21 protein-coding genes, 1 tRNA gene and 3 rRNA genes are annotated in these 26,492 nt (G+C 41.5%); 8 read left to right on the top strand and 17 right to left on the bottom strand.

Translation table 11 applies throughout. The features are described 5' to 3' along the window. The 4 genes from D3222_RS09410 to rrf (D3222_RS09395) all read left to right on the top strand — a co-directional run. Positions 1-195, top strand: a 23S ribosomal RNA gene (locus D3222_RS09410); the annotation flags it as partial. A gap of 132 nt (positions 196-327) precedes the next feature. Next, positions 328-443 (top strand): 5S ribosomal RNA (rrf, locus tag D3222_RS09405). Positions 444-489: 46 nt separating this feature from the next. Then, a tRNA-Thr gene (locus D3222_RS09400) sits at positions 490-565 on the top strand. A 21-nt stretch (positions 566-586) separates the two neighbouring features. Then, a 5S ribosomal RNA gene (gene rrf, locus D3222_RS09395) occupies positions 587-702 on the top strand. Positions 703-1,000: 298 nt separating this feature from the next. Here the strand turns inward: rrf (D3222_RS09395) and tnpC are convergent. The 3 genes from tnpC to tnpA form a co-directional block, all read right to left on the bottom strand. Beyond that, positions 1,001-2,506, bottom strand: a complete 1,506-nt coding sequence (gene tnpC / locus D3222_RS09385) for an IS66 family transposase (RefSeq protein ID WP_118985920.1) — start codon at positions 2,504-2,506, stop codon at positions 1,001-1,003. A 63-nt stretch (positions 2,507-2,569) separates the two neighbouring features. Next, a complete protein-coding gene (gene tnpB, locus D3222_RS09380; protein ID WP_118985919.1) occupies positions 2,570-2,905 on the bottom strand; it encodes an IS66 family insertion sequence element accessory protein TnpB in 336 nt (111 codons plus the stop codon). After that, a complete protein-coding gene (gene tnpA, locus D3222_RS09375; RefSeq protein WP_088374617.1) occupies positions 2,899-3,201 on the bottom strand; it encodes an IS66 family insertion sequence element accessory protein TnpA in 303 nt (100 codons plus the stop codon). Before tnpA ends, tnpB begins: the two co-directional genes overlap by 7 nt. 914 nt (positions 3,202-4,115) lie before the next feature. Here tnpA and gntR point away from each other — a divergent pair. The 3 genes from gntR to gntU all read left to right on the top strand — a co-directional run bounded on the left by gntR (position 4,116) and on the right by gntU (position 7,155). Further along, the gene (gene gntR / locus D3222_RS09370) at positions 4,116-5,111 is read left to right on the top strand and encodes a gluconate operon transcriptional repressor GntR (RefSeq protein WP_118985918.1); all 996 of its coding nucleotides are present in this window, start codon (positions 4,116-4,118) and stop codon (positions 5,109-5,111) included. A gap of 167 nt (positions 5,112-5,278) precedes the next feature. Continuing rightward, the gene (gene gntK / locus D3222_RS09365; RefSeq protein ID WP_118985917.1) at positions 5,279-5,818 is read left to right on the top strand and encodes a gluconokinase; all 540 of its coding nucleotides are present in this window, start codon (positions 5,279-5,281) and stop codon (positions 5,816-5,818) included. Next, on the top strand, positions 5,818-7,155 hold the full coding sequence (gntU, locus tag D3222_RS09360) for a gluconate transporter (protein WP_118985916.1): 1,338 nt from the start codon (positions 5,818-5,820) through the stop codon (positions 7,153-7,155). The genes gntK and gntU overlap by 1 nt, the downstream gene beginning before the upstream one ends. Positions 7,156-7,244: 89 nt before the next feature. On the opposite strand, the gene D3222_RS09355 is transcribed toward gntU, so the two are convergent. From D3222_RS09355 to D3222_RS09290, 13 genes are all read right to left on the bottom strand, one after another. Next, entirely contained in the window at positions 7,245-8,165 is a 921-nt protein-coding gene (locus D3222_RS09355) for a GNAT family N-acetyltransferase (protein WP_118985915.1), read from the bottom strand. A 211-nt stretch (positions 8,166-8,376) separates the two neighbouring features. Beyond that, entirely contained in the window at positions 8,377-9,597 is a 1,221-nt protein-coding gene (locus D3222_RS09350) for an SGNH/GDSL hydrolase family protein (RefSeq protein ID WP_118985914.1), read from the bottom strand. 16 nt (positions 9,598-9,613) lie between these two features. After that, positions 9,614-10,720: an SGNH/GDSL hydrolase family protein gene (locus D3222_RS09345; protein ID WP_118985913.1), complete on the bottom strand. Its 1,107-nt coding sequence runs from the start codon at positions 10,718-10,720 to the stop codon at positions 9,614-9,616. Further along, positions 10,707-12,119: an MBOAT family O-acyltransferase gene (locus D3222_RS09340; RefSeq protein WP_118985924.1), complete on the bottom strand. Its 1,413-nt coding sequence runs from the start codon at positions 12,117-12,119 to the stop codon at positions 10,707-10,709. Before D3222_RS09340 ends, D3222_RS09345 begins: the two co-directional genes overlap by 14 nt. 182 nt (positions 12,120-12,301) lie before the next feature. Next, a complete protein-coding gene (locus tag D3222_RS09335) occupies positions 12,302-13,102 on the bottom strand; it encodes a protein bax (protein ID WP_118985912.1) in 801 nt (266 codons plus the stop codon). A 1,412-nt stretch (positions 13,103-14,514) separates the two neighbouring features. Next, positions 14,515-15,636: a fimbrial protein gene (locus tag D3222_RS09325; RefSeq protein ID WP_118985910.1), complete on the bottom strand. Its 1,122-nt coding sequence runs from the start codon at positions 15,634-15,636 to the stop codon at positions 14,515-14,517. 11 nt (positions 15,637-15,647) lie between these two features. After that, positions 15,648-18,122, bottom strand: a complete 2,475-nt coding sequence (locus D3222_RS09320) for a fimbria/pilus outer membrane usher protein (protein ID WP_118985909.1) — start codon at positions 18,120-18,122, stop codon at positions 15,648-15,650. A 25-nt stretch (positions 18,123-18,147) separates the two neighbouring features. Then, positions 18,148-18,846 (bottom strand): fimbrial biogenesis chaperone, encoded by a 699-nt coding sequence (locus D3222_RS09315; RefSeq protein WP_118985908.1) that lies wholly within the window; start codon positions 18,844-18,846, stop codon positions 18,148-18,150. Positions 18,847-18,913: 67 nt separating this feature from the next. After that, the gene (locus tag D3222_RS09310; protein WP_118985907.1) at positions 18,914-19,495 is read right to left on the bottom strand and encodes a fimbrial protein; all 582 of its coding nucleotides are present in this window, start codon (positions 19,493-19,495) and stop codon (positions 18,914-18,916) included. 953 nt (positions 19,496-20,448) lie between these two features. Then, on the bottom strand, positions 20,449-21,570 hold the full coding sequence (locus tag D3222_RS09305) for a DUF4056 domain-containing protein (RefSeq protein ID WP_118985906.1): 1,122 nt from the start codon (positions 21,568-21,570) through the stop codon (positions 20,449-20,451). Further along, the gene (locus tag D3222_RS09300; RefSeq protein WP_118985905.1) at positions 21,567-22,712 is read right to left on the bottom strand and encodes a BamA/TamA family outer membrane protein; all 1,146 of its coding nucleotides are present in this window, start codon (positions 22,710-22,712) and stop codon (positions 21,567-21,569) included. Before D3222_RS09300 ends, D3222_RS09305 begins: the two co-directional genes overlap by 4 nt. Further along, positions 22,712-23,698 (bottom strand): hypothetical protein, encoded by a 987-nt coding sequence (locus tag D3222_RS09295; protein WP_118985904.1) that lies wholly within the window; start codon positions 23,696-23,698, stop codon positions 22,712-22,714. The genes D3222_RS09300 and D3222_RS09295 overlap by 1 nt, the downstream gene beginning before the upstream one ends. A 160-nt stretch (positions 23,699-23,858) precedes the next feature. After that, positions 23,859-25,052, bottom strand: coding sequence for a benzoate/H(+) symporter BenE family transporter (locus D3222_RS09290; RefSeq protein WP_118985903.1), 1,194 nt, complete (start codon positions 25,050-25,052; stop codon positions 23,859-23,861). A 271-nt stretch (positions 25,053-25,323) separates the two neighbouring features. Here D3222_RS09290 and D3222_RS09285 point away from each other — a divergent pair, with 271 nt between their 5' ends. Next, positions 25,324-25,992 (top strand): epoxyqueuosine reductase QueH, encoded by a 669-nt coding sequence (locus D3222_RS09285; protein WP_118985902.1) that lies wholly within the window; start codon positions 25,324-25,326, stop codon positions 25,990-25,992. A 112-nt stretch (positions 25,993-26,104) separates the two neighbouring features. Here the strand turns inward: D3222_RS09285 and D3222_RS09280 are convergent, their stop codons facing one another. Continuing rightward, positions 26,105-26,320, bottom strand: a complete 216-nt coding sequence (locus tag D3222_RS09280; protein WP_118985901.1) for a hypothetical protein — start codon at positions 26,318-26,320, stop codon at positions 26,105-26,107. Between the last annotated feature and the right edge of the window lie 172 nt (positions 26,321-26,492).

Below are 26,492 nucleotides of genomic sequence, written 5' to 3'. Positions count from 1 at the left end.
GGCATCGCCCGGTAGCTAAGTGCGGAAGAGATAACCGCTGAAAGCATCTAAGCGGGAAACTTGCCTTGAGATGAGTCTTCCCTTGACTTGAGGTCACGGAAGGAACGTTTAAGACGAAGACGTGGATAGGCTGGGTGTGTAAGTGCAGCGATGCATTGAGCTGACCGGTACTAATGAACCGAGCGGCTTAACCTTACAACACCGAAGGTGTTTTGGCGTCATAAGACAGCGGTCGGAAGACGGAGAGAGTTTCATTCAGCTTGTTCAGAGATTGGTTTTGGGTGTTGCGGCCGAGAGGGAAGCGACAGCCGGAACGGAATGAATTTGCCTGGCGGCGATAGCGCGGTGGTCCCACCTGACCCCATGCCGAACTCAGCAGTGAAACGCCGTAGCGCCGATGGTAGTGTGGGGTCTCCCCATGTGAGAGTAGGGAACCGCCAGGCTTTAATTTTTTGGGGTTTGCGTTAATATTGACGGCGAGCCGCTATTGCTGATATGGCTCAGTTGGTAGAGCACACCCTTGGTAAGGGTGAGGTCCCCAGTTCGAATCTGGGTATCAGCACCATGATAATATATAAAGAATTTGTCTGGCGGCGATAGCGCGGTGGTCCCACCTGACCCCATGCCGAACTCAGCAGTGAAACGCCGTAGCGCCGATGGTAGTGTGGGGTCTCCCCATGTGAGAGTAGGGAACTGCCAGGCTTTAAATAGAGTAGAAACCCCCAGCGAAAGCTGGGGGTTTTTGCATATCAGGGTATGTATCATTTTGTTTGCTTATATTACCTAGTTACTGTGTCTATCCGCATTATATAGAACAACTCTGTCGGGAACGGATTTGAACGTCGCGGGCAGTTTTGTGTGTAGCGGTATATTATTTCCCCCCGGTATAAAATTTGCTTTGGGCAAATTTTTTTCCACTTTTCTTAGATGATATAAGTTGTTCTTCTGTAAGGCTCCGGTGAACTCACCTTGCATGGTCAGATAACCACAAAATGGGATATTAACTGAAGGGATGACCCGGCCAGGGAAGCAGCTCATTCAACCGATTGTTCGGCCAGACAGGCAACCGGGTAAGGACATCACGTAACCAGACCCAGGGCTCATGTCCGTTGGCTTTGGCGGTTTCCAACAGGCTCATTATCATCGCGGCCCGTTGCCCCGCGGCTAGCGAACCCGCAAAAAGCCAGTTCTTTCGGCCAACCGCCACACCCCGGACCGCATTCTCCGCCCGGTTGTTGTCTATCGGCACCCGGCCATCATCCAGATAACACACCAGAGCCGACCAGCGTTTCAGGGTATAATCTATCGCTTTGCGCAACCCGGAGTTGGGGGCCGTTTTGGCCTGAGTCGTCTGCAACCAGGACCGGAACTCATTCAGCCACGGCCGGGCATAACGCTGCCGCCACTGACGCCGTTTATCCGGGGGCCGGTGTTTGATTTTTCGCTCCAGTTTGTACAGGTCACGAATACCCTCCAGCGCCTGTTTGGCCGTCGGATTGGCGCTGGCCTGGTAGTGTTCAAAGAACTTACGCCGGGCATGGGCCCAGCAACCCGCTTCGGTGATATCCGCCCGGGCATGCAGCGCATTGTAACCCGCATAATCATCCGTCACCAACGTGCCGCCCGACCAGTCTTTCAGCATGCTCTGCGCATAACGGCCACTGCGGCCGGGATGCAGCTCATAGTACACCCCCGCCGGTGAGGTATCGGGGCCGGTGACATACGTCCACAGATAGGCACGCTGGGTCTGGCCTTTTCCCGGCGCCAGTATCGGCAACGGGGTCTCATCGGCATGCAGCACGGGGGATGTCAGCAGCGTCTGCTTCAGCGTATCGGCCAGCGGTTGCAGCGCCAGAGCCACCTGCCCCACCCAGTCCGACAGGGTGCTGCGGGCCAGGGTTACGCCACTGCGGGCATAGATGGACTGCTGACGGTAGAGCGGCAGGTGGTCACGATATTTAGCGACCACTATCTGGGCCAGCAACCCCGGCTCCGGAATACCCTTTTCGATAAGACGGGCGGGCCGGGCCTGGGCATGCACACTCTGACAGGCCGCACAGCTGTACTGCGGACAGACATAACGTCGGACGATAAACGTGGCCGGACGGTATTCCAGTCGCTCACTGATTTCATCACGCAAAAAGCGCAGGGCATGACCGCAATCCGGGCACGCCTGAGTCTCCAGCGACAACCGGATATCTTCTCGAGGTAAAGTCGCCGGTAAAGGCTGTCGTTTGGGGTGAGCCGGAGTCGCGTCTTCCTTGATATGCAGACGTGAGAGCTGAGTTTCCAGCACCGCGATATCGGTGTCGGCATCCTCCTCGAATTGACTGCGTTTGACCCCCACCGGCAGGGTTTCACTGTGCGCGCCGAAACGCCAGCGTTGCGCCTGTTTCAGGGCGTCTTCCAGCCGGTGAATATAGTCGCGTTGCTGCTGAAGCAGCGCCAGTGCCCGCAAGCGGAACTGGTCGGGGTCATCCAGCGCCATTAAGTCATGGAGAGTCATGCCGACAGTGTACCGGATAATGCCCTGCCGTTATCCGGTAAAAGTGTGACCGGGGTAGCGGAATTAGCTTTGCCAGCCGGACAGGTCATCCCCCTCGACCTGTTGCCAGTGAATGCCGCGGATGAGCCAGTCAAACTGGGCGGGCGTCATCACCCAGCTGCGTTCGCCCTGCTTCGGCCAGACAAAGTGGGCCCGGTGCAGACGGCGGGTACACAGCCAGACGCCGTGTCGGTCCCAGCGCAACACCTTGAGACGGGAGCGGGCCTTGTTGCAGAAAACAAAAGCGGCCTCGTCCTGCCAGCGCAAATTTAGTCCCTCCAGGTGCTGGGTCAGGGCATCAATGCCCCGGCGCATGTCGACGGGCTCTCGCACCAGAAAGAGCTGTTGCGGTTTCAGCATCGGGCCAGCACCCGCATCACGTCAGGCAACAGCGTCAATGGACAGGCGATGGCATAGCCGTCCGGGGTATGCAGGGTGACGGTGTGCGTGTCGTCAGGCTGGAGTGAAACCGGCAAGAGGGCGGGCAGTGTCTGGCTGAGAGGTTGGCGCATTTTGTTACTGTCGGCAATCCAGTCGCGGAAAGAGGAAAAACTCAGCTGATGCTGTTCGCAATACTGTTTTCGAGTCAGGTCACTGTGGCGCCATTGGGTCACATGTTGCTGTTTTTGTTCCGGGGTATATCGGCTACGGCTCATGGTGTCAGTCTCCAGGTGAAGATAAGGAAGCGGTAGCGTGCAGGGGCCGGAGGGGAAGAACAAGGTGAGATGACCGGACGTTTACGTTCTTCTTCCCGTAATTGTTGAAACTTCTTTGGGGTTTTGTCCCACGCATCGTAAAAATTCTGCTTAAATAAACTGTAGTGCATTAATGAGACTAGGGCTTACACTATGAGCTTGTGTTGTAAACATTATCGCTAGACGAACCAAATTGTAGGAAATGAGGCTCGTTTGTCACGTTCGTCACTTTTGAGTATTACCATGAAAAACGCCGTTATTGGGTGATCTGCTTGGATGAAAATACCCACAAGGGAAGAGTTTCAGAGTAAACCGGTGAAGTGATAAATCTTTTTATGTTCCGTTAGGCGATGTCGGCTAACAGGTTATTTTCGATATTGGTTTTGAGCATCTTATAACGCAGCTTTTTCTTAATTGGTATAAGTTAACGAGAGTTCTTTCCTAATTGTATGCCTACTTGTACTTAAGCTGACGATGTAGTCCATATCAACTTTGAGCCAGTGTTGAATGATTAAACCTTAATTTCGTCTGGACATTTCTCCTAAGCTGACTTAATGTCTCTGCTTCTGATTTTGATAGGTTTGGCAATTTTCAAGTTCTTACTCATTGTCATGGCGTGGTTCTTGCGGGTTGTGGTGGCTCATTGCTCTAAATCATTCGGTAATATCTCAGCGGCGAAATCCTCCTAGTTACAAAAAAACTATGTCTTATATCTCCACTCTAAAGGATAAGATTTTACGATACACTAAATAAATTGGGATTACAGTTTCACAGCCAGACTAAATTTTAAAAAAATGTGTCCTTATAGTGTATAAATATGTCATGACACTGCGTTTATTATCCTAAATTTTACTCATTCTATATTGCATTGAAATATGAAGAAAAAACGTCCTATTTTACAAGATGTTGCTGATCGTGTTGGTGTAACTAAAATGACGGTAAGTCGTTTCTTGCGTAATCCTGATCAAGTTTCTGAGCAATTGCGAAAGAAAATAGCGGATGCTTTAGATGAATTAGGTTATATCCCAAATAAAGTGCCGGATATTCTTTCTAATTCCACTAGTCATGCTATTGGTATTTTATTGCCTTCTTTGACTAACCAGGTTTTTGCGGAGGTTATTCGTGGTATCGAATATGTGACGGATAGTTATGGTTATCAAACTATGTTGGCTCACTATGGCTATCGTTCAGAAAAGGAAGAAGAGCGTTTGATTTCTTTACTTTCCTATAATATTGATGGTTTGATTCTTTCAGAACGTACTCACACTCCACGAACTTTGAGGATGTTGGAAACGGCTGGTATCCCTGTTGTTGAACTGATGGATTGTGTTTCTCCTTGTTTTGATACGGCAGTCGGTATTGACAACTTTGAAGCAGCTCGGCAAATGACAATGGCAATGATTGAGCGTGGTTGCCAACGGGTGATTTATCTTGGTGCGAGACAAGATGAAAGGACGATTATTCGTCTGGAGGGCTATGAAGCTGCAATGGAAAGTGCGGGGTTAAAGCCAGGTAAGATAATGACACCAGACAGCTCTTCTTACACATTAGGGGGGCAGTTATTGAATGAAGCACGAACAAAATATCCTGATGTTGATGGTCTATTCTGCACTAACGATGACCTCGCTATCGGAGCAATTTTCGAGTGCCAACGTCAAGGGATAGCTGTACCACATGATATTGCAATAGCCGGCTTTCATGGTCATGATGTTGGTCAGGTGATGACACCAAAACTTGCCAGTGTATTGACGTCTCGTGACTTAATGGGGCGGAGGGCTGCTGAATTATTAATGGCTCGGCTGAAGGGCGAATATCTACCGCAAAAAATGATTGATATCGGTTTTCAATTATCTCTGGGAGAGAGTATCTAATCAGTCTGCTGGATTTGCGTTTTTTTGAACTCATTTGTGATAAATATCACATTTATATTTCCTGAATATTCCGTATTGTTGCGAATTTCATCTCTACTTCTGATAATGTTACCGATAACAGTTACCGGTAACATTTGTAGATAAAATATCTACGCTAAGGAGTTTATATGAGCGATACCCAGCATTCGAATCATGTTTTTGTGCTTATGGGGGTATCCGGTAGTGGTAAATCTGCTGTTGCCAGTGCTGTGGCCTATAAATTGGATTCTGCTTTTTTAGATGGTGATTTTTTACATCCAAGATCTAACATTAATAAGATGGCTGAAGGCTATGCACTGAATGATGAAGATCGTGAACCTTGGTTGAAATCACTGAGTCATGCAATTTTTGCTATGCAACGCACAAACCCGGTTTCCCTGATTGTTTGTTCTGCTTTAAAAAAACATTACCGGGATATACTGCGTGATAATAATAAGAATCTGTCATTTCTTTATATGAAAGGCGATTTTGATTTAATTGAAAGTCGATTGAAGGCACGTAAAGATCATTTTTTTAAACCTCAAATGTTGGTATCTCAGTTTGAGTCATTAGAAGAGCCGGGGAGTGATGAACAGGATGTTTATCTGGTTGACATTAGATCATCTCTTGATGAAGTGATAAATCACTCGATAAGAATAATTAATAGTGTCATTTCAGGGGAAAAATAATGAGTACTTTAACCTTAGTGCTGACAGCCGTGGGTTCTGTTCTTTTACTGTTGTTTCTGGTAATGAAGGCCAGAATCCACGCTTTTGTTGCGTTAATACTGGTTTCCATGGGAGCGGGTGTTTTTTCTGGTATGCCACTGGATAAAATTGCTGAAACAATGCAAGAAGGAATGGGAGGAACGTTAGGTTTTCTGGCTATTGTTGTCGCATTGGGGGCGATGTTTGGTAAAGTTCTGCATGAAACAGGCGCACTGGATCAGATTGCAGTTAAGTTACTAAATAGTTTTGGTGAAAAGAATGCGCATTATTCATTGGGGATCGCTGGCCTGGTTTGTGCTTTGCCGTTGTTCTTTGATGTAGCGATTGTTTTATTGATTGGTGTGGCGTTTGCAGTAGCACGTCGTACTGGCGGTAATGTAGTGAAACTGGTTATTCCTCTGTTTGCCGGTGTTGCAGCCGCTGCCGCGTTTTTGTTACCTGGTCCAGTACCGATGTTGTTGGCTTCACAGATGAATGCTGACTTTGGCTGGATGATTTTGATCGGTATCAGTGCGGCGATTCCTGGGATGTTACTGGCGGGTCCAATCTTCGGTAGTTTTATCAGTAAGTATGTCACTTTGGATTTGCCCGTGGATATAAGTGAGCCAAGCCTTGGTCAAGGTAAGATGCCATCTTTTGGTTTGAGTTTGTCACTGGTTCTGTTCCCTTTGGCTTTGGTTGGATTAAAGGCTATTGGTGAGAATTTTGTTGAACAAGGCTCTGAATTGTATCAGTGGCTTGAATTTATCGGTCATCCATTTTCTGCGATTTTGGTTGCTTGTTTGGTTGCTATTTATGGTTTGGCAATTCGCCGTGGGATGAGTAAAGAAAAAGTGATGGATATTTGCTCTTCGGCCATTCAACCGGCTGGAATTATTTTATTGGTGACTGGGGCTGGTGGCGTATTTAAACAAGTATTAGTGGATTCTGGTGTTGGCCCTGCTTTGGGAAACGCTTTGATTGGGGCGGGTCTGCCTATTGCATTAGCGTGTTTCATCCTTGCTGGTACAGTACGCGTTATTCAAGGTTCTGCAACCGTTGCCTGTTTGACAACTGTTGGTCTGATTTTGCCAGTTGTTGATCTTCTGGGATATTCTGGTGCCCAGCTTGCAGCTCTTTCAATTTGTATTGCGGGTGGTTCTTTGGTATTGAGTCATGTTAATGACTCAGGTTTTTGGTTATTTGGTAAATTTACTGGTGCGACAGAATCTCAGACACTGAAAACTTGGTCAATTATGGAAACTATTCTTGGAACAACAGGTGCGGTTGTTGGAATGGTTTTCTTTGCCATGTTGTAATTCATATGAATTAAGAGATTGTATTAGATTAATACCGCCTTCTAAAGAAGGCGGCAAGATAAGTTAACTATCTGGAAATATTGGTGACATTAAAATAGTGTTCTTGCTAATGGGTGACGGTGGCACCAGCGATCTTTATAGGCGAAAGTAGGTTTGCCAATAGAATAGCGCATCGTTTTTTGATTCTGCTGACAGAGCGTTGAAGCATTTTGAATATTTAACCACATGACAATGCTTCCAAGGCTGAGATTAGCGTATTCAGGATCGTATCCACCGTTTACTGCATCGAATGAAACCCATTGAGGGCTGTCTGATTTTATAACTAAATCGTAGGCTGCTGGGGTTCCATTGATAGTTAATACACATCCGTACAGATGTTGTTTGAGCTCAGTGTATAATTCGGTTAATTTTCCTTTTTCTTCTTCACTGTGTTTTTTCCCCCACCGTTTTTCGTATAGTATGGTGTAAATATCAACAAATTCTTGGCAAGTGAAATCATCAATTTGATGTATTTCTCCGCCTGCACGCTTAAATCTATTAATTTCATTACTCCGATTTCTTCTTGTTTTATAAGAAAAATCTTCTTTAGCAAGGCATATTGTTCGCTTGTTTAATCGGCCATAATAAAGGTTGACGAAGTTTTCTTTGTGCAGAGGCGATATGGTTTTTGACTTCCCAGGGATGATAGTTTTTAGATGTTTGGCAATAGGGAAGAGAATTTCATCGTAACTGAAAAAATAATAATCCTTTTGGTGACTTGCTGCCAGATGATGATCTTTACATGTAAAGTATGCCCCTTCGATAACGTTTTCTATTTGTGGATTTTCTTTAACGTAAAAGATAAAACTATTGCCAAATTTTTCATTTAAGAAACGTACAATATCTGGATGAGTAGATATTCCACCACCATAAAGAGAATACGCTTGTTGGTAACGTTCGAAGCTACATTCTTTCCAGCCGGAGATGAGCCTTTTTATAGCACTGAGAGGATACTTTTTTGGAAAAATCATATTTTAAATACTCTTTTTAACGCTATGTTTTACATATGGTATAAACTTATTTTTCAACGCATTAAATACAACAAAAAAGATAATTTGTCTTTATAAAATGGGTTTCTTGTGAGCTCATTCATATTGTCAATCTAAGATTATACGTTTAATTTTTCTGCACTAAAAACAAGATAAGTATTTAGTACTATTCCCAATCAAGCTTTATTGTTGCTTACTGATCGAGAATATTTATTAATTGTTGATATAAAGCTTCAGCACTGCGTTCATAACCTGCGGCTGAAAGGTGAACATAATCAGGACGCGCGAGATCTTGTTGCGCCCAGTTCCTAATTGAGCATTTGCCACCCATATATTCACGCCAGTTCCAGAATAGTGTGTGCTGATCTTGAGCGACTTTTTGTTGAATATGGATAATATTATCCAACATTGTTGGTTGTTGTGCTGTACAACTTGTCAGTTGGTTGTTTTTCAAAGAATCACCCGGCCCAATAATAAGGATAACTGCTTGTGGTAACTGATTACGAATCTGCTTTATCTTAGCTTCCAGTTGCTGGCGATAGCTTGATAAATCAAGCGAATGATTAAATGCCTCATTTGTGCCATAAGCGAGGATCACCATATCAGGATGCATTTGAACTAATGTATCAATCCATTTTGGCTGCCACTTATCCATCATATTAATAGTTGCACCATTAATACCCAAGGCAGATAACATAATACCTGGTTGTTTACGTTTGATAAACCAACCGCCTAATTTTAACTGATTATTTTGTATCGCCATAATATTAACCGGGAATGTAACTGATTCCTCAGTAGAAAATTGCCAGTGACCTTGGGTTGCCGGTAATTTCAGTATTCGTTTGGTTGCAGATTGAACCAGAATCTGGGCATCATCCGATGTTTGGTATAATGTTTCGAGTTGATAGCGATCATGGGACGGTGCAAGTAGCCTTAAAGCTAATTGACTTATTTGGTTACTAGGTTCTGCAATTGTACCGCCGAGAGGAAAATCAGACCGATTATCTTTGCGGCTGGTAGTGAGTTTCCATTGCTGTTTATTACCGGTCATACTGACCATGGTGTTACGTTGGCCAGGTACATTAATTGGGCTAACAAAACCAATCCCTGCATCGCCAAAACGTTGTTGCAATAAAGAGCGAAGCTTGCCAGTAAAAAAGTCCGCGGCAGTATGGGAATCTCCTATCTGAACAAAATGCAGTTGATTATGGCGGCTGTTATGCAGTTTATTCGCCAGTAAGGCTAAATTCGGTTCACCAAAGTCTGTTAACTGTTGGTCCATTGTTGCAGGTTGTTGCGTTGGCAATGGTTCTGGTTTTTGTTTATGGCACGATATCAAACTTAAAGAGAGTGTGATGACCAGACTGATGCCAGCAGATTGGTATCGCCGACGGAGTTGTTTAACCATTTCCATTTTGTTTGGCTAATTCCTAAATAAATTCAATCAATGAGAATATATTGTCCGAGATAGTTTGCTGGCCTTTCAAGCTAAAATGTATACCATCGCCGCTTCTGAGTTTAATTTTATTACTATTGTCGCCGACATAATCGGAATAATCATTTGCATGATATTTAAAAATATCATTAACAGAAATGTAGATTTCTCCGGCTTTCGTTACTTCCGATTGATACAAGGCTCTCAGATATTCCATGCTGACGGAAAGTTTTTTCTGCCGCATATTGGGAGGACCAACCCAGATAATATCAGCACCGTGGTTACGTGCTTCAGTAAGGATTATGTCGATACGTTGGCGATAGAGGTTTTCCCAATCAGAACTTGCGAATTTCAGGTAGGTGCTGCCATGTCTTGGTGGCATATCCCAGGGGTCATTTGGCCCCAGGAAGATAACAACCAGCTTGATATCGTGGTTAGCTTCCAGCGCCTTATTGATAGTTTCTGGCCAGTTAAAAAAACTGGGATAAGCAAGCCCGGTACTTTGTTTGCTGAGATTAATACTTGAAATACCGTAATCCTGATAGAGCCGACGTTTCAAATGCGGGGCAATGCCTTGCATCATTGAGTCTCCGGCAAAAAGCACTTTATCCTTGGCTGTCAGCGTCACATTGGTTTTGGCGATCACTATACTGGAATGAACACTATTGCCTGAATTGCGGAGCACTGATGAGTCGACAGAATTAGCATGAGGAGATTTTTGTAATAATTCAGGGAAAGTGGCGGGAAGATTTACAATAGGAGAGGTATAACCACCCAGGAGTTTCAGCCCGATCTGAAAACCCGCAGGAAGGGTGATATTCGCTTCCAGGGGAGTTTGCTGATGATTGTCACTGTTATTGCCGGTGGTATGTAAGATGAATGCTTCTCCCGCAGCGAGTACACCTTGTTCCAGATTATCACCTAAATCCCAAAGTGGATTACCTTGTAAGGCTGCCCACGGGCTTTGCTGGTGGTATTTTTGTTGCCAGAATCTATCCAGTGAATGGTGATTCAGCCAGATTAACAGTAGACTCGTTAATACCACGATAAAAATGGCTTGCCCGGCAGTTTTTAAATTAGATTTGAATTCAGAAATTAGCATAGATGAATCCTGGCATTCCTTGTGGTGAAAGCATGAATACTAAAGTCAGAATAATGGCTAATGGTATTGGGTAGTATATCCATGAAATCTGAGAATGAATTTTCCCAACGGCTATTTTTAGATTAATCAGCCCCGGATAAATAATAAAGAGTCCCCAGAACATCAGTAACAACCCACCGCTGGCTATTATCGAGTGAAATAAATCTGGTGATATCAATTGATTTAATAATGTCAGGGCGTCATCCAGAGTAGGGCAACGGAAGAAAATCCATGCCAGACAGACAAAGTGGAAGGTGATAATTCTGGAGAAAAATGAGGTTGCCGGATTTTTGGATGTATTTTCGTTTTTTGAAGAAAATAACTGATATTTAACATTGAGGATGATTAATCCTAATCCATGAATCGCTCCCCAGATAATGAAGTTAATTCCGGCACCATGCCATAAACCGGAGATGACCATAGCAGCAAACAAATTAAGATTTTTACGTATAAATCCCTTTTTATTACCGCCAAAAGAAATATAGACATAATCACGGATAAATTCAGATAAACTGATATGCCAACGGCGCCAGAAGGCTTGTAAGTTTTCCGCCAGATAAGGGGCATGAAAGTTTTCAGGTACTCTGAATCCGAGGAGTAGCGCTAATCCGGTAACAAGATTGGTATAGCCAGAAAAGTTAAAATAGATATGCCAGGCATAGGCATAAATACCAACCAGGATTTGCCCTGCACTGTAGCTGGTAGGATCATCAAAAACTGGGTTTACATAATTTTCGGATAGATAAGAGCTGAACAGGAATAGTTTGGTTATTGCCAATGCAATCAGCAATATTGCTCTTGATGGTTCGATGATCACTCTTGATGATATCTGGATTTGAGGCAGAAAATCTTTAGCTCGGTTTATTGGTCCGGCAACAATACTCGGAAAAAAGCATAGGTATAAAACGACATCAGGGAATGATGCCCGAGGGATTTCTTTTCTTGTGACAGAAACGACATAGCTGACGGAATGAAATGCATAGAAAGATAAGCCCAAAGGCAGGAGTAGTGTCAGTATGGGTAAATCTATGGATAAACCAAATGTGGCAAATGCTTGTTGCAGGTTTTCTTGAAAGAAAGAGTAATACTTGAATGCGGTGAAACATCCCAGAATACCTATCGTCAGAATGGTAAATGTGATGCGGTCGGATAGAAATTTGCCAGCTATGTTTGTTAAAAGATAGATAAATAGCGTATAGCCAAATAAGATACCGGCGAAAAGTGGATTAAAAGAAAAGACAAACAGATAACTTGCGATTATCAACAAGTAGTTTTGTGCTTTTGCACTTTTTTGTAGCATCCAATACAAGAAAAAGAGGGCAACAAAGGACCCTAGAAACTCAAAAGAAAAGAAATTCATATTAAACTCTGGCTAATCATTTCGTCGCAGTACAAGGTCATAATGAGCGATATTATAATATCTAATCTAAATATTCTATCAATCGGAAAGATACGCTGGTGAACGTGAAAAATCATCCGCTTCATACCTTTGTTATGAAGCGGATGATGTTGGTCGTTGGGGTTATATATGCAGGTTCATACTTATTTAGCACCTTGGTTATGGTCGTTTTTAGCGAACTCTTGTGCTTGGGTAATAAGCCCTTTGTTGCTGTTAAACACTTTATGCAAGTAGCTGTTGTAAGTAGAACCTAATTGTGAATATCCTTCAAGATTATCAATCAGTTTGCTGGTATTCAACGATTCCTGGCTGTTTCTCTGTTTAGCGCGTGAAACACGTAATGATTCATAAGCGTTATGGGTATTCATATTTCTCATATAGGCTTCGACAGAATCATTGATAGTCGGATAGGCGGAATAACCTTTTATCTTACCTTGAGTTTTCTTACAGCTGTTACCGCAACGCATACCGAACAAATTGTTATTCTGTTGTGCAAGCTTAGATGTTCCCCAACCAGATTCTGTTGCGGCCTGAGTGGCAACAAAGTGGGTTGGGATGATGTCAACACGACTTAGTATTTTGTTCCAGTTAACTTTTTTAGGCGAGCTGCTACAGCTCACGTTATAGTTTTTGCAAATACGTTGCAGGAACCTGATATCCTGAGTGGACCAACGTTTGGCTTTCTGGTGTTCCAGTAACCATTTCCGTTCCTGCATAATTCGTTGATTGTGTTTATCAATCACAGGGACAACTACATTTAAAAACGCTTTCTTACGTGGGATGCCCGAAGGGTATTTTCGCAAATCTGGCAAATTGCTTTGCGTGCCATTGTGAGAATACTCTATGCTTTTAGCAGTGCTAGTTGAAGCATGACTAAAAGCGGAAAACAATAGTGAGATAAAGAAAGCGAAGATGGCAGTTGTCCTCATCGTTTGAGAGGGCATTGCTTTTCCTCGTTTGCTCTGAATAAAAAACAAGCTGATGTTAGCAAAATAAATCCAGCATAGCCAGAGTTATTAGTGATTCATAAATATACCCTGCATCTTTCAAGCTGCTGCTTTGTTGGCTGCTTTCACTCACCCCAGTTACATAGTTTATCTATGCTCCTGGGGATTCGTTCACTTGCCGCCGTGCTGCAACTCGAAATCTATTAGGTATATATTTTCTGTAATAAAAATTATTATTTTGCTAATTTGTTCTGTGGTTTTTTATTAATTTATATATGGTTATGTGCTGTTTGTGTACAAAATATTGCCTGTATAGGTTGAATTATTCATTAGATATAATCATGGTTTTTGAGTTAATTTTGTGCCTGTAAGTCGCTTTATCAAAAGAAAAGTGATTTGTAAACCAGCTAGTTATAATATCGGAAGTGATTGAACTTAGTTTTATATAGTACTGTTAATTATAGTACTGCCAATCGTAAGAACACCGCAGCGAGTAATAAACTAATTGATATTAATATTGCCGTTATAAGAATAAGTATCATTTTCATAAAAAGGTAACCTGTTACCGATATGGTCTCTTTCCTCTGTGAGTTAAAACTAAGTCGTATCTGCCAGGCTTGAGCTAATTTTATAATAGATCCATTGTTATTGGTGTGGTGCAGGATATTCGATATGGTTCTAAATGTTAAGTTAAAATAAGTAACAATGTGTTACAAATATTTACTTAGGGTGATATTGTAAGAGTATAATAATGTAGGTGTATGTAAGAATAGAAAAATTTTAATAATTTATTTTTTGATAATATAAATATTTATCTTTCTATTTTTATATTAAAGGTGTTTTTGGAGAATAAAAGTTATATTGTTCTTATGCTCGATTAAGCTATTTATTGCATTTTTACATTATGTTTTATTATATTGACTCCTAAGGTTTTCATTTGTGGATTGTTTTTATGTTATTGATTTTTAATTAATTATTTTAATTTTTAATCGATGTGATTGAATGTTTTCATATATTTTATTTTTCTGTTTATGTGGTTTTTTTGTTGTATTATTATCCTTGAAATATATTTTTACTTCTGGTTTTTTGTTTTTTTTATTTATTCTTTAATAAGGTTTTAAAATATTATCTTGATATTGTTTTTTTAATTTCATTGATAAGTGTAAGTATATTTTTTCTATTTTTCATAGAATTACACTATTTTATGAATAAATTAAGCGAGTTTGAGTGATTACTTAATGTTAGGATTATCATTGTGTTACATCAATTCAGGGGAGATTATAAATGTAAATGAATTTTCCTTTAGAAACACTTTATTACAAATAATTACTTATCGAAACAAAAAATTTTAATTTGAATGAGGGAAATAAGAGGCATCTCCTTTGCCTCTTGGTTAATTTTCCTATTGGTTAATTGTATTCAAAGTTCAGAACAGAGGTTGCTTTCAATTCCCCTGCTACGATGTTTTGGGGATCATAAACGTGGTAGTAAGCATTAAGGTCGATAGCAAAGTGTTTATCGATGGTATTGCCTGAGTTTTTGCTGAATAGCAGTGTTGCGCCGTGGGATGAGGATTGCGAAGCACTGAAAGTTATCGGCGTTGAATCACTTGTCTGAGAAACACGGATACCAACACCTTTAGCGGCACCTGTTTTGCTATCAATTAAAGTTCGATTGTCATTTGGTAGCAGATTATTACTGCTCAGGTAAGCTTTAACCGAGCGTGAAGTTTTACCGTTTTGGAGATATTTGCATTCAAAGTTGAGGGTAAAAGGTGTTTCTCCTTTATCTGTTCCGTTAAGCAATCTAATGCGGTTGACTTTTGGTAGATTCACGGTTAATCCATCATTTAAGAAGTGACAAGTTGTATCTCTATGATTAAAAGTCATTGTGACGGGTTGGTAATAGATATCTTCGGAATGTGTCGGCCACTCCCAAGTGAGCATAAAGGTCAGGAAATCGGTAGCAAAACGGATAATGGCATCAAGGAGTCCTATGTTGGTGGTATCCATTGCAATGACAGCCGTTTTTAATGTTGCAGAATTGCCGGAAAAAACGTGAATATTACTACCGCCGGGTCTACCACTCAGTAACTTTACATTAAGCGTGAATTGGGCTTGCAATTTGCTGGCCGGGTATGTGTCGTTACTGTTTCCCAGATAAATAGTGTTGCCAGGGGAAAGATTGGTGATAGTCACTTCGGCATAATTTTTGCCACCATTGAATCCTAAAACAACTTTGTTTTTGGTAAAAGGCGAGCCATTAGCAACAGAGTTTTGTTTCCATAATGAATTTTTCGTGCATGTAAAATAGCCAGAATATCGGGTGTTGAGTATCCAGGTTGCATTGCTGTTCAGGGTGAGATGATCTGTCATATCAACCGTGATTGCGGATGCCGGTATTGCATATTTAGGTTGGCAATCTGCATAGGCTATGCCACTGCTCAGACTGATTATGGCCGCCAGATACAATGGTTTAAGATACAATGGTTTAAGATGAAATGGTTTAAGATACAAGGATTTAAATTTCATTATCTTCTCTCTTAACGGCAAATATTGGCGCTTGAGCCCATTTCAGGCTGTGGATCATTTATTATGCAGCTCTTTTCGCCTAGTTGACCGATGTGGATATAAATTTGCTGTGGTAATTTTTCTACTCGCAGGAAAACCATACTACCCTGACCAACGTATCCCAGGCTGTTGCCTTCTGAATCGACAATTTCAGTACCGAAAGGTAAAGGTTTACCATCAGCTTGAGTGGCGTGGAAAACAAACGTTTTCCGTTGGTCTGTTTTAAATCCGAGATGGGTAATCGCACCGGAATATGGTGCAACATCTCTGATGTTACCGATAAGTTCAGCGGCATTTTCTGACACTTCACTGGTATCTAGCATGATGGCGTTTTTACGATAAGGGGAAAGATAAGGTATCAGTAACTTACCGCTGTTGTTTGTCACCATGCTTTTATCTCCATTCACAGAAGCGTTTGCTGTGCCCGGTGCGTCAATGATGGCGAAAGTTTCCCCAATCTGATTAGCAGCCAAAATTCCGCCTCGATAAGCAACTAAACTGCCGGTTGCGCCAAGCCCCATTTGGCGGTACTCCTTGGATTGGCTATAAGAGCTACTCAATGTGGAAACGGATGTTTTATAGGTCAAATTTGCACTGGTTGTTGTCGAACCGCTTTTCTGATCTGAAATGTTGAAGTGGTAATTCAAACGGTTATTTGGGCCTGCGCTGCCGCTTAATCCTAAGTTACTATTGTCATAGTGACTTTCATTGATTGAGACATTATTGGTCAAATAGGCAGGGTAGCCAAACAACTCAAAAGGAATAGATAGCATCAGATAGTAGCGCTGTTCCTCTTTACTTTCTGTTTCATTGATATTGTATCGGACACGGCTTGCTGTCAGGGAATAATTGACTTTACCCAGACTGTTGGAATACCCCATTTGATACTCTCTACTTTTATTCTGGGTTCCCCAGTAATCACGGAATGTTCCCGAAAGAAAAAGTGAGCCTGCACGACTACCAAGATTCTGGTTCAAATTGATATTAAAGGTATTTTTCTGATGAGAATAGTATTGTTGGTTATATCCGTTGCTTATCCAGTCATGCAGATCAATCGCATCGATTAGGGTGAGATAATTTTTAGTTGAATAACGATAAGCCGCCAGCGAAAAATTTGTTTTTGTTTGTGGAATATAGCGGCTATAAGCCAATTTGTAGCTTTGACCTTCCATGGTTGGGCTATTATCAAATTTGGCGCTGGATTGCGAAACGTCAATTGAGACAGCGCCAATGGGTAGATTAAAGCCACTACCTAACAGTAGCGAGTAATAATCTTTACTGATAATGGTGCCTGTATAACCGGTCAGGACATTATTAAAACCATATTGATAGCTGGCTTGAAAAAAGTTTGGTTTATAACGACTGTTGGCAAGTTGTGTTTTACCTGCACTGATATCATATTTGCCAAGACCTTCTTTCATCATATTAGGAACGGATGAAAAGGGGACGGTAAAACTGTTAGTACGTCCGTCTGCTTCCGTCACTTCAACTAGCAAATCACCACCCGAACCTGTTGGTAAAATAGTATCAATGGCAAACGGCCCCGGTGGTACATTGCCCTGATAAATAACAACATTATTTTGGGTGATTTTTACCAGAGCGTTAGTCTGCGCAACTCCCCGGACGATAGGGGAAAACCCTTGCCAGGCATCGGGGTACATGCGCATATCGGTTTTCAGATTGATACCACGGAAGCGGAAAGCGTCGAATAAATCGCTTGATGTATAGCTGTCACCAATGCGAAATTCTGAATTAATTGATGAAATTCCCCGTTGCAGATAACGGGTATTGTTACTCCATTTATCACCATTTGAACGTGTGTAGTGATAAGAGGATTGATCACGTAATTGCCAGCCAAATAGATTCAAACCGCTATTAAGTGACACGTAAGCATTATCTTCATTTTCACGGTCGCGGTTTTGTTTATTTCTATTTTGAGTATGGTAATAGTTGGCATTGTAGGACAGCATAGCTCCGGGGATACCTCTGTCCCAGAACGCAGGATCGATATAGCCTTTTAGCTCGTTTTTGATATACGCCTGCGGGACGACCAAATGCAGGCTGAGTTTAGAAACATCGAGATTAGCGGTTCCTTCATGTATTATTTTAGTAAGAAGAATCTCATCTTTGGATAAATTTGATTCTGGTAATTGGCTTTTATCAATTTTTATACCTAACCTAGGAAGATCTTCATTGAATAAGTAAATATCTTTGCCATCGTTCTGGATATTAATATCAAATCTTCCTTTCCAGTCATTATTCAGGTAGATGTCAATACTGTAACGGCCAGCGGGTAGTTCTGAAGTGGAATAAAATCGGGATAAGTCCGCTTTTGCAGATTCACCAACCAGAAAATCAGTATTAAAAGTTGTGGCATAGCATAAACAATCTGTATACAGAAGGGTACCTATTATCAGAGCTAACGGATTGATTTTTTGTCTTATCATGTTCTATGCTATGCCAGTAATATCACTATTGAAGTGGTACAGTTAATTTATTTATAGCACCAAAATCATCAACAATAGCCAGAGTTAATTTATCTCCAACTTTTACTTTTTGATTGGTACTGAATGAATGAGAAGAGAACGGTTTTATAATTGTTCCTTCGTTTAGTAAGTTAGGTTGAGTATCAGAAGATTTAAGGCCGACGATATTCATGAAATAGGGTGATGCATTCTCCAATTTTAGTTGGCTACCCTCACGTTTTAATACAATATGTTGTTGAATCTGTTTAGGTAAGATAGAAAGCTTGCCTGGCCGATAGAAAAATTTGATCCGGGTACGAATAGCAATCTGCATAACGTTTTTATCGCCAATGTTTTCTGCAATGGGTGGAATATCCAGAACATTTAAATAAAATAGCGATTCACGATCCGTGGGTAGATTGTTGTTGATGTATTTAATTCTTAATTGTTGCCCATTATTACCATCAATTTTGACGACTGGAGGGGTGAGTAAAAAGGGGACTTTAGCTGTTTCAGGTGTTGAATTAGGATCGCCATCATCTATCCAGGATTGTACCAGAGAGGGTTGATCCCCTGCATTTAATAATTGAACTGATACCTCTTTATTACTGGCTGGGTAAATAACACGTGTTGTGTTAATAACGATGTTGGCATGAGCAGATAAAGGCGTTATCCCTAATAATATAGTTAAAAATAATTTCTTCATAACGTTATTTTTGCCAAATTAAATAAGCCTATTTATCTAAATAGGCTTTATTTATTGTAGTAAATAGTTATAGATAAGTAACGTGATAAGTAACCATCGTTACTACTTTACCTGGTTCTGCCTCAGCAGTGCCTACTTTGTAGTATTTCGCATAGAAATCGACAATTTCAGGTATTGCTTCAGAGCCTTTGATTCCTGTATCAAAGGCTTTATTCAGTATAATAGGGGTATTTTCTTGGATGTGTTTAACAATAGCGATACCTACGTTTTTCGGCTTGCCATTTGCATTAAGTTCTTGGTTAATCAGATATTTAGCATCGTTAGAAATAGTATGTGATGATGAGAACTGGATTTTCAACATAGAGGTTGCTGGGTCAAAACCAACGGCTTTGGACTGGCAGTTAGAAAATTCTAGTGAAAATGCTTTCTTACCAAAATCAATTAAACCTTCATTTTGTCCGGCTTGCGTGACTGAGATAGGTTCCAAAATAATCGACAGATTAGCTGAAGCACCACCGTTAATAGTACAAGTGGCATCAGTGACTGCACCAGAGAAATGTAATGTACCGCCAGCAGTATTATCGGCTGCAACAGCAGAACCTGTAGCAAAAATAAGCGCGGCGGTGGTTGATAACGCTAGTTTATTCATTTTTCCTCTCCAGGAGTAGGGACATCTTAATTGGCTTTATCAGGGTGAAGATAGGGGCCCTGAATCCCCTGATACATCATAAAAATTAAAAAAACAATGTTAGTGTTTATACCCTTCATCTTTCAAGCTGCTGCTTTGTTGGCTGCTTTCACTCACCCCAGTTACATAGTTATCTATGCTCCTAGGGATTCATTCACTTGCCGCCGCGCTGCAACTCGAAATCTATTAGGTATATCTATTAAATTGATTTAATGTTGTAAATTTAAAATAAAAATCAATGTATTATATAGTTGAAAATAGTTTAGTAACTTGAGTTTTGGTTGAATAAACCTAATTGTCTGCAATGTAAGTTCTTATTTTATCTGCTTAGATAAAGATGATATTGTTTATACATATTTATAACTTGGAAACGTATATTATAGACGATTAAACCTATTTAAGAAGGTATTTTTGTTATTTAAGTTAAATTAAGAGTGAATGTCTAATTTTTCGATAAAAATAAGTGTAATACACAGTTTATGAGTATAACTAAGAATTATAATCTTGTTTTTTTGGTATTTTTGAGATTTTATTTCTTTTTTTAGTTGTTTGGCTGGTTAACATTTTTGTGACTTTTTGATTTATTTCTTAGATTTTGTGTAATATTAATTATTTTATATCAGTTGTTTATTGGTTTTTTATCTTTGTAAATATTTCAATACGATTTTTTTATCCTGTGAAGTAATGCCTTGGTGATGTGGCTTTCCCTTTTTGGCTTAATTTAAGTACAGTCGGTATAGTTTAGTTTTATTATAGGTAATGTTGAGTTTATATTATGATGTAACATTGTGTGAATAATAAATAATGATTGATGATATTTCAATGGGATTATTGTTTGAGAAATATTAATCTAAAATCTCCCATATATTTTAACTCATAATGTTATATTCATTCTTTCATTGAAAATATATGAATTAATAATTCTCTTGTTGTTCTTTCGCTTTTTCTGCCAATTGTGGAAAATCAAGTGCACTCCAGTAGCTTTCTGGTACAGGAAGATCTTTCATTTGGCGGCTAGGCCACAATTGTAATTCGGCCAATTCAGATAATCTGTAGCCAATATATTGTTGTGGCAGGGTAAGCCTGAGTGGAAATTGTTGTTCTGTAGGCACCATATTAGGGGTACGATCGCTGTGAGTATGGAAATCACGTTGAAGGATTAAACGCTTATCAGGCACACGACGTTTGCTGTCCCACCAGATACCATCAACCTGTTCAAACATTTTCCGCGTTTCATCAGGGGATAAGGCTTCCAGTTCACGTAGCGCAGGTGGCAGAATGGCTTGCATTGATAGGCGGTATTGTTTCATTGACGGTATTTGCCCAGCCAGTATCAAAGAGAGGGAAAGACGAGCGCCTAATAGATTAGAGTAGAGATCCTCAGGAGAGAAGGCAGATACTTTTTCAGAAAAGCCGGGTACAGACTGATAACCATACCATTGCGCGATTTCATGCCATGCAGCAAGTTCAAAAGCTAATTTTACGGCTAGATAAGCACTTAGGGTATAGCGTTGTTCTATCGTTGCGGGTGGTGTGAATTGATAGAATTGGATGCGGCGTAATGCCAATTCACTACTGAGTTCTATCTGCCACTCTTCTCCAAGACGAGGCCAGATTTGACTGAATAGAAAGACTGCATTATCAGCGGTATCCCGTACATGAGAAATATCAATGAATCCGCCCCTGCGGGTATATATCATCCCCACTTTTTCATTACTGATCCCGGTTAATGAAGCAACGGTACCGAAAAAACTGTTGTTATAATTATGTGCGCCAAGATTATCGGCATCCAGCACATTACTTATTTGGTAAAAAGGCACTGGAAGGGTAAGTAATTCAGTTTTTAAATTATAGCCAAAAGCACAGCAAGCTCTTAATCCTTCGGGAGAGGGGATGGGAGCAAGAACCGGCCATGCACGGGTTGCTTCGGCGGTTGTTTCACTATTTAAGTCAGGTTGTACTGGTGCAATTGGAGAAAAAGTTCCTTGGCATCCTGCGACTAACGTTAAAGCAGCAATCCATAAACGCAATTTCAAAACGCCTCTCCCACCTGAAAATAGAATCCATTGCTTTTTTTACCGATACCAAAGTCCAGTCTAACATTCATTTTAGGTTTGAATTCAAAACGATAGCCTGCGCCGATTGTGGGTAACCAGTTTTTTGAGCCAATATCTTCTGCGTAATGGCTTAGCGTGCCCGCCCCTGCCCATAGAACAAAACCATGTCGCCAGTCCAATTTGTGCCGATATTCCAGTTGGGTGCTGATAACATTTTTGTCCCGGTATCTACCTTCATAATATCCACGCATCCGATTACTATTACCTAGCATTGATAGCATATTCCAGGGCACTTGACCGTCAGTGAAACGACCATAGCTATCGAATGCCAGTACAGATTTTTCATCTAATTGATAATAGGTGCTGTATTGCATATCAACAGTGTTAAACCTACGGTCGCTGCCTAATGCCGGGGAAAAATGGGTATAGGTAATATCAAGAACTTGTCCTTGATGAGCGTTAGGCAGAAAATCTCGTGTGTCATAGCTGAAATAGGCACTGACGCCCGAACTCAATACGGATTGTCCATCGTTTTCTGCTGCAAATAACTTTTTGGCACCGTTATCGGGGTCTTTGGCGTGTAATGATGAAAAATGCCAGCCAGCGCCTAGATAGAGAGAATCCGCAATCTGGTAGAGCATTCTGGGTTGCAGGCGCAGTTCCTGTGAGTGATATTTTTCTTTGCGATCATTTACCTTACCTGCTTGATATCCTGTTCCCCAGTAATAAGTGGGAACGTTGTTCAAGGTGCCGGAAAGAAAAAAACGCCATTGATCATTAGCAAAGAAATTGTAGTTATCAAATGTGAAGCCAAAGGCACCCGTTGAAGAGGCAAATCCATTCAGGGAAAGCGAAGAGATTTGGCTGGTATGGTCATGATCATCTGGTCGATAGAGACCAACGACAGCAACACCGAGGCCGGCACCTAACTCTGGCGTATAAAAAGGGCCGGGTAAAACGCCCCAATCAATCGCTTTACTGCTGTCATAGGTATTACTGCCACCTAATTTTTCCAGCCAGCCATCGATTTTTTCCCTGCTGAGTGGTGCTTCACCATATGAGAAATCAGAAATAAAAAGGCTGACTAGAGTCAGCCCATATAAAGTACGGCAGATGTTCATTAAAAGCGGAACTCACCTGAGATATAGAAGCTGTTACGTTTGTTAAAGCCAACTTCGGTCAGCATATTGAAATTGCGTGTGACTTCTAGCCTTGCACCAACGGTATTATTCCAGCGAGATGCAACATGCTGTTTTACTTTGAATTTCATACTCTCATAATCGTCGAATGCACGTACCAGTTTGTCAAACATGGGCGGTAAATCCAGATTACTAATATTGCCGTTAAATTCCTGAGTAATTTTCTGGTACATACCACCGGTCCATACTTGCAATTTGGTATTTCCTTGCCCTGGAATGATTGGCTGGAATATAAACTCATAACCAATACGCGGTGTAACAACTAGAGCGCTAATTTTACCATCCAGAATATCCAGATTAGTGTAGGTATAGTTGGTATCAAGCGTACCGAAAAATTGGTCGTAACCCCCTGCCAGAGTAAAACCTCCACCGTAGGTTTTACCTTTAAAGTCCAATTCGAAAGGAATATCTTTCATACCAAGAATAGGGCCGCCACCAAATTTGATTCCCTCAATGTTGGTTTTCGATGTGCCTTTTGTCCAACCATAAACGCCATAAACATTCAGAAAAGGCAGAACCCAGGTGTCTAGTTTGAGCATATGAGACTCATTCTTTTCTCTGGTTTTGCCTGTCTGGATGTCTAATGCATCTTCAAATTCTGGGGTACTCGGTATAATGATTTTAATATCATCTACAACGATATTCTGCCGCATATTCATATAACCGTAACTGGCGCCAAAAGGTTCCGGTAGGTCATAACCTTTAGCTCTGGCTTCGTCACCCCAAATCGGGAGTATCCGTGATTCTTGCTTATTTGGTTTTCTGGATAAACTGCCATCAGTAGTGGCTTGACTTCCGCCGGACTGGCTGACAGAGAGAGAAAGAATTGGGCGGTCATCTGCATAGCTATAAGGGATGGTCAGACAGGATGAAATAACAGCTAATTTGCTAATATCAGAAAATTTCATAATAGGAAGCTCGGCTTTGCGAATAGGGAGATTAAGGTTGTCATTAGGGTTGTTGATATCTCACTGTAATATTTAAAGCGCAACAAACCCGGCAAATTAGCACAAGTTTTATGGATAAGAAATATCATAAGATGCTGAAAAGTATAATTTTGCTGTATGTTTAATGAACTATTTTGTTTTTCTCAGGCAAAGATAGAAGCATCATGGTTATTACGCCACCGATTAACCCCCAGAATGCAGCACCTACGCCAAGTAATGTTACGCCAGAAGCGGTGATTAAAAATGTGATTACCGCAGCCTCCCGTTGCTTTTCATTCTGTAGCGCTTGTAGCAGGCTGCCAGAAATGGTTCCAAGCAATGCTAATCCGGCGATAATATGAATAAGCGCAGCCGGTAGAGCGCTGAATAACATACTGATTGAGCCACCGAACAGGCCCGCGATCAGGTAAAACACCCCCGCAGCGGCAGCGGCCATATAACGGCGATTAGGGTCGGAGTGGATTTCCGGGCTCATACAAATAGCGGCTGTAATGGCGGCAATACAGACGGAAAAGCCACCAAAAGGAGACAAGATCAGTGCGATCAGCGCCGTCCAGCTTATCAATGATGAAACCGAGACTTGATATCCTGCGGCTTTCAGTGTCGCGATGCCGGGCGCATTCTGAGAGGCCATCGTGACAATGAAAAATGGGACGCCTATGCTTAATAATGAAGAGAGTGTGAAACTAGGTGCAATAAATTCAGGGATAGCAAAGGCGACAGTTGATTGTTGTTCAAAATGAATATCTCCCTGTAAAGAGGCGATAATTAGCCCTGATAACAGTGTGAAAATAATGGCATAGCGGGATAAATATCTGCGTGCCAGCAGATAAGTCAGACACATTCCCGCAGTCAGTACAAAATTGACTGAAAACGAGGAAAAGGCGTCAAGGCCAAAACGTAACAGAATTCCGGCCAGCATTGCTGCGGAAAGTGCCTGTGGAATATAGTTCATCAATCGTGCAAACAGGCCGGTAATACCACATAACAAGGTCAGGGCAGAAGCAAAGATAAATATACCAATGGCTTCATTGATTGATGTTCCTGGCATGGTTGTCGCCAGCAGCGCTGCGCCTGGCGTTGACCATGCAGTAAGGACCGGCGTGCGGTAATAAAGCGATAGCCCCAGCGAGCTGATACCCATCCCAAGTCCCAGCATACTCAGCCAGCCACCGATCTGTAGGGTTGTGGCTCCAGCGGCTTCTGCTGCTTGAAAGATAATTGCTGCCGAGCTGGTATACCCAACCAGAACAGCGACAAATCCGGCGATGATTGCCGGAAAAGAGAGGTCACGCAGGGAAATTGCATGGCGCATGTGGTCTCCATTTAAATTATTTTGGTTAAAAGAATCTGAATTTGTCTATAATTTAGCTAACTATCAGCGTAGAACAAATTTATCTATCGTGAACTTGTTAGTACAAACTTTGATTACGACGATATAACGGTGGAACCTGCCAGAATTTCAAGTAATTTAATACCACTGTAGAGACAAGTAAGCCATCGAATGAATTCCTTGTCGAAAGATTTGCAGCTAAAAATAACTATATTTTATAATTAATTCTTATAATTATTATGGAGCCTGCCCAATGGAAAACTATGTTCGCCCTGTTTTAACGTTACCGGATAATGAGGAACGACTACTATTGCACTCTTGTTGTGCTCCTTGCTCTGGTGAAGTGATGGAAGCGTTGCATGCCTCTGGAATTGATTACACCGTCTTTTTCTATAATCCGAATATTCATCCCAAACGGGAATATTTAATTCGCAAAGAAGAGAACATTCGCTTTGCGGAGCAACACAATGTGCCATTTGTGGATGCGGATTATGACAGCGATAACTGGTTTGAACGTGCTAAAGGCATGGAATGGGAGCCAGAAAGAGGTGTTCGTTGCACCATGTGTTTTGATATGCGTTTTGAGCGTACTGCTTTGTATGCTTATGAAAATAATTTCAGCGTTATTTCAAGCTCGTTGGGCATTTCCCGCTGGAAAAACATGCAGCAGATAAATGATTGTGGAAAACGAGCGGCAAGTCAGTATCCGGGGATTCAATATTGGGATTACAACTGGCGTAAGCAAGGTGGTTCAGCCCGGATGATTGAAATCAGTAAACAGGAAAGATTTTATCAGCAGGAATATTGTGGTTGTATCTATTCGTTGCGTGATACGAATAAACACCGTAGATCTCAGGGACGGGATATTATCAGGATTGGTATTAAATATTATGGTGATGAAGATACAGAAGGGACTTGCTAAGCTTTTCACTTTAATATGTTGAGGGGGGATTTCCCCCCTGAATTTACAGTTATGATGCGATCAAACTTGTGTCATAACTATTGCTGCGTGTAGTGGCTTCATGCTGGAAAACTCAGTGAGCTTTCTTTGCTTCTTTGTTTGCTGCCTTCTGGTGTGAGTGCTGTTTAGGTGTGGTTTTACTAGATTTCTTCTCTGCTTTGGTATTTGCTGTATGGGAAGAAGTCACTTTGGTATCCGAAGATTGGGTTACGGGTGTGCTAGGTGCAGCCAATACTGCGCCAGAGAATAACAGTGATAATACAGTTATAGATAAGCCTAAACGTGTCATGATAATTTTCCTGTGTTTTAACTTTGTTTCACTTGCTGGAATACATTTCGAGCTACTTGCTATTCCAGATCTGCTTTAACGCACAGTGAGTATACGGGCTTGATCATTAATTCAGCAAATTTAAGATAATACCTTTTTATAGGTTTTTATAATTCGTTGAAGAATCGTTGAA

Source organism: Photorhabdus sp. CRCIA-P01 (genome assembly GCF_003545805.1).
Classification (GTDB): domain Bacteria; phylum Pseudomonadota; class Gammaproteobacteria; order Enterobacterales; family Enterobacteriaceae; genus Photorhabdus; species Photorhabdus antumapuensis.
Note: the sequence above shows the minus strand (reverse complement) of the source record. Positions and strands in the feature narration are given on the sequence as shown.